We start from the raw sequence: 14834 nt of genomic DNA, 5'->3' as shown, positions 1-14834 counted from the left end.
CAAATTCCTTCCTGTTGATGTGTTGTTTGCAGCCTAGCCAGCTTTGAGAGGGCTAACAAGGCAAAAGTATCATTCTCAGATTGTGCTGAACGTGAATCCGGTGATTGCGTTACGCTCAAATAATCGGCAAAATAGCTGGTATTACTGCCTCGCTTGCGAAACCCGCCCGGACAGTCTCTTATTTTCTGCTAATTTTCAACCGATTAGCCTTACGTCTGTGAAATAACTAAAAATGCATAATTCTCCAAATACTGCGTCCCTTCTGGGTCGGCAGGCGCTTTTGTTCCCTCTTTGTCTGGTGCTTTTTGAGTTCGCCACTTATATCGGCAACGATATGATCCAACCCGGCATGCTGGCCGTGGTGGCGAATTTCAATGCCGGAGAAGAGTGGGTGCCGACCTCAATGACGGCTTATCTGGCGGGCGGCATGTTCCTGCAATGGCTGCTCGGGCCGCTGTCCGACCGCCGCGGGCGTCGTCCGGTGATGCTCACTGGCGTCATCTTCTTCATCATCACCTGTCTGGCTATTTTGTTTGTACAAAACATTGAGCAGTTTATGGTGATGCGCTTCCTGCAAGGCATTAGCCTGTGCTTCATCGGGGCCGTGGGTTACGCCGCGATACAGGAATCCTTCGAGGAATCGGTGTGTATTAAAATCACCGCCATGATGGCGAACGTCGCGCTGATTGCGCCGTTGCTCGGGCCGCTGGCCGGTGCGGCGCTGATCCACGTCGCCCCCTGGCAGTCGATGTTTGTGATTTTCGCCGCACTCGCAGCCATCGCGCTGTGGGGGTTGTGGAAATCGATGCCTGAAACAGCGTCCCGCCTCGGCGAACCTTTCTCCATGCCAAGTCTGCTGCGCGATTATAAACACGTGCTGAAGAACCGTCAGTTCGTGTGTGGCGCGCTGGCGATTGGTTTTGCCAGCCTGCCGCTGCTGACGTGGATTGCGCAGTCGCCGGTGATTTTGATCAGCGGTGAAGGTCTTTCGACTTACGATTACGGTCTGCTGCAGGTGCCGATTTTCGGCGCGCTGATCGTCGGTAACGTCACACTGGCGCGCCTGAGCGGTAAGCGCACGGTGGATTATTTGATCAAACTGGGCGCAGGCCCGATGGTGATTGGCCTGCTGATTGCGGCCGCGGCGACACTGTTTTCCGCGCATGCGTACCTGTGGATGACCGCCGGTCTGAGCCTGTACGCGTTCGGGATTGGCGTGGCGAATGCCGGTTTGTACCGTCTGACGCTGTTCTCCAGCGACATGAGCAAAGGCACCGTTTCTGCCGCGATGGGCGTCATCAGCATGATGATTTTCACGGTCGGGATTGAGCTGGCGAAAGTGGCTTACGTCGAAGGCGGTGCGGGGATGTTTAACCTGTTCAACCTGATAAGCGGCCTCGCCTGGCTGGCGCTGGTGGTGGTTTTCCTGCGCAGCCGCCAAATCGTGCTGCCGACGAACAGCGTAGTGTGATGCTAAAAATGCCAACAACGCCGATGCCGGGGCGTTATTGGCGCAGGGAGTGTGGACACGGACTGCACGGAAGAACCGGAGCGTACGCAGAGTACGTGAGGGTTCTGAGTACAGTCCGGGTTCAAAATACCAGGTCAAAATAGCCCCGTTAAAACTTAGAAAAGCCCCATCGGTTTACTCGAATAACTCACCAGCAGGCATTTGGTTTGCTGGTAGTGATCCAGCATCATTTTGTGGGTTTCCCGCCCGAGACCGGACTGTTTGTAACCGCCGAACGCCGCATGCGCCGGATAGGCGTGATAGCAGTTGGTCCAGACGCGGCCCGCCTGAATGTTGCGCCCCATGTGGTACGCCACGTTGCCATCGCGGCTCCAGACGCCCGCCCCTAATCCATACGCCGTATCGTTGGCGATTTGCAGCGCCTCATCCATATCTTTAAACGTCGTCACCGCCAGCACCGGTCCGAAAATTTCTTCCTGGAAAACACGCATGTTGTTTTTACCCAGCAAAATGGTCGGTTGCAGGTAATAACCCTCGTTCAGCGAGCCTTCGAGTTTTTTCTTCGCACCGCCGGTCAGCACTTCCGCGCCCTCTTTCTTACCAATTTCGATGTAATCCAGAATGGTTTTCATCTGCCCGGCAGACACCTGCGCGCCCATCTGCGTTTCCATGTCTAACGGATTACCGGTTTTAATGGCTTCGACGCGTTTAATGGCGCGTTCCATAAAGCGTTCGTAAATGGATTCCTGCACCAGCGCGCGGCTCGGGCAGGTACAGACTTCGCCCTGATTGAAGGCAAACAGCGCGAAGCCTTCCAGCGCTTTGTCGAAGAATTCGTCTTCTTTGTCCATCACATCCGCAAAGAAGATATTCGGGGATTTACCGCCCAGTTCCAGCGTTGCCGGGATCAGGTTTTGCGCCGCGTATCCGGCAATTTGCTGGCCGACTTCGGTCGAACCTGTAAACGCCACTTTGGCGATGCGTTTGGACGTCGCCAGATATTCACCGATTTCGCCGCCCGCGCCGTTAACCACGTTGATGACGCCCGCAGGCAGAATGTCCTGCACCATTTCCATCAGCAGCAAGACGGAAAGCGGCGTCAGTTTGGCCGGTTTGAGCACGATGCAGTTCCCTGCCGCCAGCGCCGGAGCCATTTTCCAGCAGGCCATCAGCAGCGGGAAGTTCCACGGGATAATTTGCGCCACCACACCCAGCGGTTCGTGGAAATGATAGGCGACGGTGTCGCTGTCGATTTCGCTGATACCGCCTTCCTGCGCACGCACGCAGGAGGCGAAATAGCGGAAGTGGTCGATGGCTAACGGCACGTCTGCGCCGCTGGTTTCGCGGATCGGTTTACCGTTATCCCAGGTTTCGGCGTTTGCCAGCAGTTCGAGGTTTTGTTCCATACGATCGGCGACTTTGAGCAGCAGGTTTGCCCGTTGCTGTACCGGCATTTTGCCCCAGTCGTCTTTGGCTTTATGGGCGGCGTCCAGCGCCAGATCGACGTCGTCAGTGCTGGAACTGGCGACTTTGCACAGCACTTCGCCGGTCACCGGCGTCAGGTTGTCGTAATACTCATTTTTTACCGGCGCGACCCATTCACCGCCAATGAAGTTGTCGTATTGTTTTTTGAGTTTGAGCGGGAAACCGTATTCTTCCGGTTTGACGGCATGAGGATTTTTATCATAAGCCATGATGGAACTCCTTTATGCAGCAGGTAATAGCAGAGCGCTGCATAAAGTTTAGGCAGTGGTTGGTTAACCCGCGGGATGTAAAGAGAACTCTTCGAGCGGCCTCACACCTTTTTTGCGATAAAGCTGGCGTTACCGCTTCCGGGTGGCGTCGTGCGCGCAAAACTCTCGCGCTGAAACAGGCGCTCGACCAGTTTTATCAGCTCAGGGCGCTCAACGCACCAGCCGGGCGCGATACGGCGGAAATTGATGTAGCCCAGAGAACAGGCTACTGCGATATCGGCGACGTTCAGGCTTTCCGAGTTAAGCAGTGTGCGTTTTTCGGCGAGTTTTTCCAGCGCATCCAGCCCGCGCAGCAGCTTTTCCCGCTGACGCAACACCCAGGCTTCGTTACGTTTATCAGCATCGCGACGGCCTTCCAGCACTAACGCCACGGCGGCGTCGGTCACGCCATCGGCCAGCGCTTCAATTTGCTTCACCCGCAGAGCTTCCAGCGGCTGCCACGGCAACAGCGTCGGCGCAACGTTCATCAGCTCGATGAACTGCGCAATGATCGGGGAATCATAAAAAATTTCACCCTCGTCGGTGACGAGTGCGGGGACTTTTCCAAGGGGATTAAACTGCGTGATTTTGCAGCCCGGTTCGTGCGGCGTGTCATTAATGAAATCAAACGGGATGCCTTTTTCCAGCAACATCACCGAGATTTTACGTACATACGGGCTGGTGTAACTGCCGATCAACTTCATCAGACCCTCCTCGATTTCGCCGGAACCTCTTTTAAAGCTAGCAGCCGTGCCGGGGTTTACCAGTCACGGCGGCCAGTTTTACAGGTTATTGTGCGGGAAACAGGAAAGGGTTAATGCCGCTGCCGGAAAAGCCTTTGTCTTCCATGCGGTCATCGAGCAGCAGCGTGGCGAGGTCATCTGCCACGGCGTCTGCCTGCGGATCTTTATCCTAATAAATCAGTTTCAGATACGCGCCGCAGTCATCGCAGGCTTCGGCTTTTACCGTTGCCTGTTCGTCGTCGATGGACCACAGGTTGAGATGTTGCATCTCGTCACAGTTGCTGCATTTTGCCCGCACCACATGCCATTCGCTTTCGCACAAATTGCAGTGCAGATAGCGCAGGCCGTTGGCCGTGATCACCGCAGACACAGGAATGCTGCCGCAAACCGGGCAGAACTGACGGTTCTCGCCGTAATCCGCACGCCCGACGCCACGCAATTGTGCCGCCATCTGCGCCCAGTACAGTGATAACGCGGCCCAGATAAAGGGGGCGTGATCGGCCGGAACGTGTTTGAAATCCTGGCAAAGCAGTTCTGTCGCCATCATTTCACGCTGAAGGTTCGGGGACTGCTCAAGGCGTTCCAGCACCGCGCGCACCGGCTCAGAAGCGTCCGGCTTCAGGACAGCAATCAGCGCGTCCAGCAGCATCAGCCAGTGCGGCGTACGCGGAAACAGGCTGCAATCGAGCGGCGGTTTACCGGCGGCTTTTTGCAATTCGTCACTCAGATCGATGTCGAGCGGGAACGTCTCAAGCACCTGCTGCTGCGCGTCGCAAATTGACGCCGCAAAGTTCAGGTACCCGTCGAGCGGGCTGTCTTCGGCCAGTTTTTTCAGACGACCGGCGCGGTTCTGGTAGAGCGTTTTCAGGTTAGCGAACAGTACCGGCGGGATGTCCCCCGCCGTTTTTTTACCGTCAGCCAGCAAGTCCTGTGCAACTATCTGGATGCTCATCCGGCTTTCCTCTCGTCTTTTTCTTTTTTCTGCTCTTCATCGCGCACCTGACGATACCAGCGCGGATGGTGATACTTCGCCCATGACACCGGCACTTTGCCGCCGGTCATCGCCGAAATCGACCCTTTCGCCCAGGTCGCCGCGTAAACGTGCATGATGATCACCAGAATCAGCCCGATACCGGCCACGGAATGCACCAGCAGCGCCAGACGGATCAGCGGTATCGGGAAATAATCCGCAAACCACGGACGCCAGATGATCACGCCGCTGGCCATCAGCAGTACCAGGCAACCGATCGCCGCCCAGAACACGCATTTCTGGCCGAAGTTATAGCGACCGGTGTCGCCGACTTCATGATTGGTCAGCACTTTATCGATATTTTTCGCCCACACGAGGTCGTCTTTTTCCGGCAAATTGTGCTTCCAGTAACGGAAGAACATGCCGAGAAAAGAGACGAACATCACCACGCCGAAAAACGGATGGAGAATGCGCGCCAGTTGCGGGGTGCCGTAGACGTTCATCAGCCAGTTAAACGACGGGAAAAAGAAGCCGATACCGCTGAGCGCCAGCGTCACAAAACAGAACGCCACGATCCAGTGATTGAGGCGTTCCACCAGGTTATAGCGCTGGATTAACTTCTCTTTTTTCATGGCCGTTTCTCCTCATCGTCATGTTTATCCTCTTCGGCGTGCTCTTCTTCTTTGACGTAATTCGGTCCCACGCCGAGGAAGTGGAAGGCCGCTGCCGCAAAGGTCACCGCGAAGCCCACCGCCGCCAGCGGTTTCCAGACACCTTTCCACAAAGTGACTGCTGCGCTTATCGCCGGATCTTTCGGCAGGCCGTGATACAGCTGCGGATTGTCGGCGTGATGCAACACGTACATCACGTGCGTGCCGCCAACGCCCTGCGGATCGTACAAACCGGCATGCTCAAATCCGCGGCCTTTCAGCTCGCTGACGCGTTCTGCGGCTAAATCCTGCATCGCGGTTTTGGTGCCGAAATGGATCGCGCCGGTCGGGCAGGTTTTCACACAGGCCGGTTCCTGGCCGACACTCACACGGTCAACGCACAGCGTGCATTTGTAGGCACGGTTGTCCTGTTTGTTGATGCGCGGAATGTTGAACGGGCAACCGGCGATGCAGTAACCGCAGCCGATGCAATGTTCAGACTGAAAATCGACGATGCCGTTGGCGTACTGCAAAATCGCGCCTTCCGCCGGGCAGGCTTTCAGACAGCCCGGATCGGCGCAGTGCATACAGCCGTCTTTGCGGATCAGCCATTCCAGCTTGCCGTTTTGTTCCACTTCCGAGAAACGCATCACCGTCCAGGATTTCGCGCTGAGATCCATCGGGTTGTCGTACACGCCGGTATTAATCCCGACGTCATCGCGCAGGTCGTTCCATTCGGAACAGGCGACCTGACAGCCTTTACAGCCAATGCAGGTGGTGACGTCGATGAGTTTCGCCACTTCCTGCTGATGATCGCGGGCACGCGGCGCTGGCGTGAACCCGTTGGTTGCGGACTTACGAAGTATGTCCTGAGATTGCATTGCCATAATTCGCCTCCGTTAGACCTTTTCCACGTTAACCAGGAACGCCTTGAACTCCGGCGTTTGCGAGTTAGCGTCACCGACTGACGGCGTCAGCGTGTTGGCTAAATAGCCCTTACGCGTCGCGCCTTCAAAACCCCAGTGGCAAGGAATGCCAATGGTATCGACGTGCTTGCCGTCGATGGTCAGAGGCCGGATGCGTTTGGTCACCACGGCTTTCGCCACAATGAATCCGCGCTTCGAGGAGACTTTCACCTCGTCGCCCTGCGCAATGCCTTTCGAGGCGGCCAGACCTTCGCCGATCTCGATAAACTGCTCAGGCTGCGCGATGGCATTCAGCAACGCGTGTTTGGTCCAGTGGCGGAACAATTCGGTGATCGAATAGGTGGTCGCCACATACGGGAAATCTTTGGCGGTGCCCATATTCGGCAGATCGCTGGCAAAAATACGCGCCACCGGATTCGAAATCACCGAAGGATGCAGCGGGTTCGTGCCAATCGGCGATTCGATCGGTTCGTAATGCTCAGGGAACGGGCCGTCAGCCATTTTGTCGGTGGCGAATAAACGCCCGACGCCTTCCTGTTGCATGATGAACGGTCCGACGCCGGAACCCGGCGCAGCGGCGCTGTAATCCGGCACGTCAAAACCAATCCACTTCGCGCCATCCCAGCGGATGATTTCGCGTTTTGGATCCCACGGCTGACCCTGCGGGTCGGCGGAGGCGCGGTTATACAGAATGCGGCGGTTGAGCGGCCAGCACCACGCCCAGCCGGACGTACAGCCCAGGCCGGAAGGATCGGCGTTATCGCGGCGCGCCATCTGGTTACCGGCTTCGGTCCAGCTGCCGGCGTAAATCCAGCAGAAACTGGCGGTGCTGCCGTCGTTTTTCAGATGCGCAAAGGTCGAAATCTGCTGGCCTTTTTTCGCCAGCATATTGCCCTGATCGTCATGGATATCGGCCAGCGCTTTGCCGTTGGCTTCGCGGGCAATTTCTTCCGGCAGCGGGTCGAGCGGATCCTGATAATCCCACGCCATATTCATCACCGGCAGCGGATTGGCACCGCCTTCCTGCCGGTACAGCTCGCGCAGTTTCATGAACAGACGCGCGATGATTTTGCCGTCGTGCAGCGCTTCACCCGGCGGCTCAGACGCCTGGAAGTGCCATTGCAGCCAGCGGCCGGAGTTGACGATCGAGCCATTTTCTTCGGCGAAACAGGAAGATGGCAGGCGGAACACTTCGGTCTGAATATCGGCGGTCTGCACGTCGTTCATTGCGCCGTGGTTTTGCCAGAAGTTGGAGGATTCCGTCACCAGCGGGTCGATCACCACCATGTATTTCAGTTTTGAGAGCGCACGCGAGGATTTGTTTTTGTCCGGGAACGCGGCCAGCGGGTTGAAGCCCTGCACGATATAACCGTTCAGTTTGCCTTGCGTCATCAGCTCGGCTTGCTGCATCACGTCGTAGCTTTTGTCCCATTTCGGCAGCCAGTCAAAACCCCAGTCGTTCTCTGCCGTGGCGTGATCGCCCCAGAAGCTCTTCATCATACTGACGAAGAAATTCGGCGTGTTTTTCCAGAAATTGACCTGTCCGTCCACCAGCGGCGCTGGCGTGATCTGTTGCAGATAATCGGTGAAATTGGTCTGTTTTTCTGACGGCAGAGGCATGTAGCCCGGCAGGTTCAGCGACAGCAAACCGAGGTCGGTGTAGCCCTGAATATTGGAGTGACCGCGCAGCGCATTGACGCCGCCGCCCGGCATACCAATGTTGCCGAGCAGCAACTGGATCATCGCCGCACAACGGATGATTTGCGCGCCGCCGGTGTGGTGCGTCCAGCCCAGTGCATACAGAATGGTCGAGGTTTTATCGCGCGCGCAGGTTTCCGCCAGAATGGAACTGATCAGCAGGAAATCTTCTTTCGAGGTGCCGCACAGGCGCTCCACCAGTTCCGGCGTGTAACGGGAAACGTGCTCTTTCAGCAGATTCCAGACACAGCGCGGGTCCTGCAGGGTTTTATCTTGTTTCGCGAAGCCTTTCTCATCGAGCTGATAATGCCAGCTTTCTTTGTTGTAGGATTTTTTCGCCGCATCAAATCCACTGAACAGCCCGTCGTTAAATTCATAGTCTTCACGCACCAGCAGGCTGGCGTTGGTGTATTCACGGACGTATTCAGTCTGAATTTTATTGTGCGTGATCAGGTAGTTGATCATACCCAGCAGGAACGCGGTGTCCGACCCGGCGCGGATCGGCGCATAGATATCAGCCACGGCGGCGCTGCGGTTGAAACGCGGATCGACGACGATGACTTTGGCGTTATTTTTGGTTTTCGCCTCAATCACCCATTTGAACCCGACCGGGTGCGCTTCTGCGGCGTTTCCGCCCATAATCAGAATGACGTTGGCGTTTTTGATATCGACCCAGTTGTTGGTCATCGCACCGCGACCAAAGCTTGGCGCTAACGCCGCAACGGTCGGGCCGTGGCACAGACGCGCCTGGCAGTCGATCGCCACCATGCCCAGCGCGCGGGTGAATTTCTGATCCAGCAGGCCGGTTTCGTTACTGGCCGCAGACGAACAGAGCATGCCGGTGGTCAGCCAGCGGTTAACCGTGACGTTATTGTCATTTTTCTCGACGAAGTTGGCGTCGCGGTCATCTTTCATCAGGCGGGCGATACGGGAAATCGCCTCATCCCATGAGATGCGCTGCCATTTATCAGAACCGGGCGCGCGATATTCGGGATACCTCAGACGGCCTTCGCTGTGGATGTAATCCAGCACGCCTGCGCCTTTCGGGCACAAGGAGCCACGACTGACCGGATGATCGGCGTCACCCTCTACGTGGAAGATATTTTCAGTGACGTTTTTCGCGCCGTCGCCCTGGCTGTAAATCAGCATCCCGCAACCGACTGAACAGTACGTGCAGTTGTTGCGGGTTTCACGCGAGCGAAGCAGTTTATATTGGCGGGTTTCCGCCAGCGCGATTGTCGGGGCAAACCCCAATAATGCCGCTGTTGTGCCGGCCATACCGCCCGCACATATTTTGAATAATTGTCTTCTGCTGACTTGCATGAAAGACTCCTTCCCATCATTTGTTAACACATTGCTTTTCAAATTGCCGCTTTCCGCCGCAGTGGCGTAAGCGGTAAAATTAAGGCCTAAAGTCCTGACAGTTTGTACGGCTTATGTAGCCGGAATGTTTATAAGGTTATTGCTAATGGATGTCCATCAAGTAAACGAACTGGGCAAAAAAGATGATAAAAAAGTGACTCAGATCATCGGAGCGAGCCAAAAAACGGTGATGCAGCGCGCACATCTTGATGAGCCCAAAGATGACTGGATTGCTCAGGAAGTGCCCGTTGCGCTGGTCTATAACGGCATCTCGCACGTGGTGATGATGGCCTCGCCAAAAGACCTGGAAGCCTTTGCGCTGGGCTTTTCGCTGTCAGAAGGGATCATTGAATCCCCCGGTGACATTTTCGGGATGGAAGTGACACCAACCTGTAACGGGACAGAAGTGAATATCGAGTTATCGAGCCGCCGTTTCGCCGGGCTGAAAGAGCGCCGCCGCGCCATGGCGGGGCGGACCGGCTGCGGCGTTTGCGGCATCGAACAACTGGGCGACCTGTTCCGCCCGCTCGCGCCGCTGCCGTTTACCCAGACCTTTGCGCTGGCGAATCTGGATAACGCGCTGAATCAGCTGAAATCCGTGCAGGAAATCGGCCAGCTGACCGGCTGTACCCACGCTGCCGCGTGGATAACCTCGCAGGGCGAATTACTGGGTGGCTGTGAAGACGTGGGCCGTCACGTGGCGCTGGATAAAATGCTGGGTATGCGCGCAAAACAGAATGACTGGACATCCGGCGCGGCGCTGGTTTCCAGCCGCGCCAGCTATGAAATGGTGCAGAAAGCCGCGATGTGCGGCATCGAAATTCTGTTCGCCGTCTCCGCCGCCACCACGCTCGCGGTCGAAGTCGCCGAAAAATGTCACCTGACGCTGGTCGGTTTCAGCAAACCGGGCCGGGCGACGGTGTATACGCATCCGCAAAGACTGCGTTAACGCTTTAAGCACACCGTGCCTTTAGACAATTTAGGATTGTTTGCGGTTATCTGGTTCTAAGCCCCGTATAACAGGCGCTTACGAGTACCCGTACAAAGGGTGGAGCATAGATAATCATTTTCAATATCATTTAATTAACTATAATGATCCGACTGATTACGCGGTGCTCACAATGACGGTGCCGCCCTACACTATGGAGACGATGAACATGAGTTATTCACTGCCATCACTGCCTTACGCATACGACGCACTCGAGCCGCATTTCGACAAAGAGACGATGGAAATCCATCACTCTAAACACCACCAGGCTTACGTGAACAACGCGAACGCTGCACTGGAAAGCCTGCCAGAACTGGCAAAACTTTCTGTTGAAGAGCTGATCGCAAACCTGGACAAAGTCCCTGCGGATAAGAAAGTTGCACTGCGTAACAACGCAGGTGGCCACGCTAACCACAGCCTGTTCTGGAAAGGCCTGAAAACCGGCACCACCCTGCAGGGCGAACTGAAATCTGCTATCGAACGCGATTTCGGCAGCGTTGACGCTTTCAAAGAAACGTTTGAAAAAGCAGCAACCACTCGTTTCGGCTCAGGCTGGGCGTGGCTGGTTCTGAAAGACGGCAAACTGGCCGTTGTTTCTACTGCTAACCAGGACAGCCCGCTGATGGGCGAAGCCGTTTCCGGCGCATCCGGTTACCCGCTGCTGGGTCTGGACGTTTGGGAACACGCTTACTACCTGAAATATCAGAACAAACGCCCTGACTACATCAAAGCTTTCTGGGATGTGGTGAACTGGGACGAAGCTGCAAAACGTCTGGCTGAAGCGAAGTAATTTCGCCCTGCCGCCCTTAACGGGCACGATGTTTTCGCCAATGGCGGGTCTGTGACCCGCCTTTTTTATGCCCTGCTTATTCTGCTAAAAACGTTACTCTGATCACTGTTTTACAGCGAATTATCCGCCTGGTTTCCCCGCTTTTCAGACACCGCCCGCATTAATCAAAAATACATCGCAGATCCTATTAAGTTTACCGCCAAATCTACCGATAGATTCTTCACAAAGGCGTAACAAAGCCGCCAACTTTGGCAGGGATGTTTTACGGAGAACGATTATGGGTAACGGCACGGGTCTTTCGCAGTGGATGAATAATCTCAGAGTCGGTACGAAACTGGGTCTGGGGTTTGGGTTAGTGTTAGTGATTGCCGCCGTGATCACCGTGGCGGGCATGGTCAAATTAAATGACATCAGCCAGCGCGCTGAAAAAGTGGATTTCAGTAATCAGATGAATGCATTGCTGAATGACGCCCGCCTGAGCCGCACGCTGTATCAGCTGAAATATGAACCGACGTATCTCCAGCAAAATCAGGAGAAAATCGACGCACTTTCGCAGCTGATCGCTCAGTCAAAAGGCAAGCTTGAATGGGACGCCACCAGCCAGGCAAATCTCGATCAGGTACCGGTAAAAATCCGCGAATATCAGCAGGCACAAAACGCCTTTAAACAGGCCGTTGACAGAAAAGACGCCGTGCGTGCCAGCTGGAATCTTTCTGAAACCGAAGCCGTGGTAACACGTTTACAGGATCAGTTGCGCGTGGAAGATGCCGATCCGTCCATCCGTCTGTCTCTGGCAGAAGTGGTTCAGAAGCTTATCAGCGTGCGTTATTACGTGCGCGGCCTGCTGCTCAACATGGATAAAGAATCCGAAGCCACGCTGCTCAAAGCCATTGATGAAACCCAGGCAAATGCGAAAAAACTGAATGCCCTGTTACTGCCCAACCAGCAGGCCACTCTGGCTCCGCTGATGAGTGCGCTGGCGAATTATAAAAGCCACGTCGTCGCTTATATGCCCGCGTATGAAGATGAGCAGAAGAACTCGCAGTTGCTGTCAGTCAAAGCCAGTGAGATGAATACGCTGGTGGCAAAAATCTTCAAAAATGAACTGGCGAACACGCACCTCGATATCAGCCGCGCGCAAATGATGATGATGGTGATCACGCTCATCGTCCTGCTGGCCGGTATTCTGATCGCATGGCGCATTACCCGCCAGATCACCCAGCCGCTGCGCGATACGCTGAAGACCGCCGAGCTGATTGCCAAGGGCGATTTGACGGCAGCCCATCCGACGGCGCGCCGCGACGAACTGGGTATGCTGATGAATGCGGTGTCGGCGATGAGCCAGAATCTCAGCACCATGATTTATGAGATCCGCTCGGGTGTGACGCAGGTTTCCCACGCTGCCGCAGAAATCGCGGCGGGGAATACCGATTTGTCTTCCCGTACGGAACAACAGGCAGCCGCCGTGGAAGAAACGGCAGCCAGTATGGAACAGCTGAGCGCAACGGTGAAACAGAATGCCGATAACGCCCATCACGCCAGCAAACTCGCCAGTGAAGCGTCCGGTACCGCCACGCTCGGCGGCAAACAGGTCAGCGACGTGGTCGATACCATGCAGCAGATTTCCGGCAGTTCTAAGCGCATTGCCGAAATTACGTCGGTCATCAACGGTATTGCCTTCCAGACCAACATTCTTGCGCTGAACGCCGCAGTAGAAGCGGCGCGCGCCGGAGAGCAGGGGCGCGGATTCTCGGTCGTGGCTTCTGAAGTTCGTACGCTGGCACAACGCAGTGCGCAGGCCGCGAAGGAAATTGAAGGGCTGATTGCTGAGTCGGTTGAGCGTGTGAATACCGGCGCGAAGCTGGTGGAAAACACCGGCCGCACCATGCAGGACATCGTGAAATCGGTTTCTCACGTGCGCGATATTATGGGTGAGATTGCCTCGGCGTCTGACGAGCAAAGCCGGGGTATCGCGCAGATATCACAGGCGATTGTCGAGATGGACAGCACGACTCAGCAGAACGCCGCGCTGGTTGAGCAATCCTCTGCCGCCGCCGATTCGCTCGAAGATCAGGCTGCCACGCTGACGCAGGCGGTATCCGTATTCCGTCTCGCTGATAACCGCAACATGCAGCACGCACCTGCCGCCAATGCCCTGCGCCGCCCGACGTTACCGCCAGTGCAGAATAAATCCAGCCAGGAAAACTGGGAAACGTTCTGATATTCCCTTTCATCCGGCGTGCGTCTCCCCGACAGCGCGCCGGATGATTCTTCCTACTCACACCCTCTAATGCAGGTTATGCTGAGCTCAACGACTGATGAGTGGCGGAGACCTTATGCATTATCCCGACGTTTATATTGGTGCTATTGAGCAGTATCCCGGCTATTCCCCCAGCGCGATTGCCAAACGTCAGGTCAACGGCGGCATGGCATTAACGTCGCTGGGTCTGGAAGGCGATCAGCAGGCTGAAACGTCTTACCACGGGGGCACTGACCGTGCGCTGTGCCACTTTCCCCGCGAGCATTACGCCTGGCTGCGTCAGCAATTTCCCGAGGATGAAGAGCGCTTTCATCCGCCCGCGTTCGGCGAGAACCTTTCCACGCTGGGCATGACGGAAGAAAATGTCTTTATCGGCGATATTTTTCGCTGGGGCGACGCGCTGATTCAGGTTACGCAACCCCGCTCGCCCTGCTACAAGCTGAACCATTTTTTCGACTGCAAAAATCTGTCGCCGTTACTGCAAGACAGCGGCCGCTGCGGCTGGTTGTATCGCGTCGTGGCAACCGGAAATGTCAGTGGCGACAGGCCTCTGGAACTGATGACCCGCAACAGCGAGGTGTCGGTCGCTGAAGCGATTTCCATCGCATTTTCTATGCCGTTCGATGAAGAACAGTATCGTCGTCTGATGTCTGCTGCGGGGATTTCGGCCAGCTGGAGCAAAACGATGCAAATGCGGCTGATTAATCGCAAGATTGAGGATTTTGGACGCAGATTGTTTGGTGCGCAAGGGAAGTGATTTATAGCACCCTCCCCTGTGAAAGGGGGAGGGTTGGCGTGACATTAAAATTCTTTTTTGGCGAATCCGGTCACGACTTTCAGGCCCATTTCGCGGCCCAGTGCAGTCATCGGGTGAACCACCACGATACCGCGTACGGTTTTCTTCAGCGTGCCCATATCAGCCTGTTCTTTCTTGGTGATTTCACGGCTGAACAGCTTTTCCAGTTTCTGCGCTTCGGTGCTGAGTTTTTTCACACGCACATCTTTCAGACGCGCAATCTCGGCGGCCAGCTTTTCTTTCTCTTCTTCATGTTTGGCAATCAGCTCAGAATTCCCCTGCTGAATAACGGCCGGGTCTTTGTGATTCAGTGCATCAAGCATGTCGCTGAGACGCTTGATCTCGGCTTTTTCAATTTCTTTCATGGTGACCAATTCGTGTAGTGAACAATTGGGGTAAGTGTAACAGCCCGATGCGCGAGATGCTCGATTTGTGGGGCATACATTT

Annotated in this window: 11 protein-coding genes and 1 pseudogene; 5 read left to right on the top strand and 7 right to left on the bottom strand. The window is 55.5% G+C overall.

Translation table 11 applies throughout. The features are described 5' to 3' along the window. Positions 1-232 precede the first annotated feature (232 nt). Entirely contained in the window at positions 233-1471 is a 1239-nt protein-coding gene (locus tag J1779_RS15790) for an MFS transporter (RefSeq protein WP_122097165.1), read from the top strand. 155 nt (positions 1472-1626) lie between these two features. Here J1779_RS15790 and exaC read toward each other — a convergent pair whose 3' ends face one another. From exaC to fdnG, 6 genes and pseudogenes are all read right to left on the bottom strand, one after another. Next, on the bottom strand, positions 1627-3165 hold the full coding sequence (exaC, locus tag J1779_RS15785; RefSeq protein WP_122097164.1) for an acetaldehyde dehydrogenase ExaC: 1539 nt from the start codon (positions 3163-3165) through the stop codon (positions 1627-1629). A 101-nt stretch (positions 3166-3266) separates the two neighbouring features. Further along, positions 3267-3908, bottom strand: a complete 642-nt coding sequence (locus J1779_RS15780) for a glutathione S-transferase (protein ID WP_122097163.1) — start codon at positions 3906-3908, stop codon at positions 3267-3269. Between the two features lie 85 nt (positions 3909-3993). Next, a pseudogene (gene fdhE, locus J1779_RS15775) lies at positions 3994-4899 on the bottom strand (formate dehydrogenase accessory protein FdhE). Further along, on the bottom strand, positions 4896-5549 hold the full coding sequence (gene fdoI / locus J1779_RS15770; protein WP_217204211.1) for a formate dehydrogenase cytochrome b556 subunit: 654 nt from the start codon (positions 5547-5549) through the stop codon (positions 4896-4898). Before fdoI ends, fdhE begins: the two are co-directional and overlap by 4 nt. Further along, complete coding sequence (gene fdxH / locus J1779_RS15765; RefSeq protein ID WP_056775843.1) at positions 5546-6454, bottom strand: formate dehydrogenase subunit beta; 909 nt, start codon at positions 6452-6454, stop codon at positions 5546-5548. Before fdxH ends, fdoI begins: the two co-directional genes overlap by 4 nt. A gap of 12 nt (positions 6455-6466) precedes the next feature. Continuing rightward, complete coding sequence (gene fdnG / locus J1779_RS15760; RefSeq protein WP_217204210.1) at positions 6467-9514, bottom strand: formate dehydrogenase-N subunit alpha; 3048 nt, start codon at positions 9512-9514, stop codon at positions 6467-6469. A gap of 145 nt (positions 9515-9659) precedes the next feature. Here fdnG and fdhD point away from each other — a divergent pair, with 145 nt between their 5' ends. From fdhD to yiiM, 4 genes are all read left to right on the top strand, one after another. Then, positions 9660-10502 carry a formate dehydrogenase accessory sulfurtransferase FdhD gene (gene fdhD, locus J1779_RS15755; RefSeq protein WP_183849909.1) on the top strand — a complete coding sequence of 281 codons (843 nt, stop codon included), beginning with the start codon at positions 9660-9662 and terminating at the stop codon, positions 10500-10502. Positions 10503-10710: 208 nt separating this feature from the next. After that, the gene (sodA, locus tag J1779_RS15750; protein WP_056775847.1) at positions 10711-11331 is read left to right on the top strand and encodes a superoxide dismutase [Mn]; all 621 of its coding nucleotides are present in this window, start codon (positions 10711-10713) and stop codon (positions 11329-11331) included. 277 nt (positions 11332-11608) lie between these two features. Beyond that, positions 11609-13552, top strand: a complete 1944-nt coding sequence (locus tag J1779_RS15745; protein WP_217204209.1) for a methyl-accepting chemotaxis protein — start codon at positions 11609-11611, stop codon at positions 13550-13552. Positions 13553-13667: 115 nt separating this feature from the next. Then, on the top strand, positions 13668-14348 hold the full coding sequence (yiiM, locus tag J1779_RS15740) for a 6-hydroxyaminopurine reductase (RefSeq protein WP_056775851.1): 681 nt from the start codon (positions 13668-13670) through the stop codon (positions 14346-14348). Between the two features lie 44 nt (positions 14349-14392). Here the strand turns inward: yiiM and J1779_RS15735 are convergent, their stop codons facing one another. Continuing rightward, positions 14393-14752: a YibL family ribosome-associated protein gene (locus tag J1779_RS15735; RefSeq protein WP_056775854.1), complete on the bottom strand. Its 360-nt coding sequence runs from the start codon at positions 14750-14752 to the stop codon at positions 14393-14395. Positions 14753-14834 lie beyond the last annotated feature (82 nt).

The organism is Rahnella rivi, assembly GCF_019049655.1.
Lineage (GTDB): Bacteria > Pseudomonadota > Gammaproteobacteria > Enterobacterales > Enterobacteriaceae > Rahnella > Rahnella rivi.
This window is presented reverse-complemented; position numbering and strand designations above follow the sequence as displayed.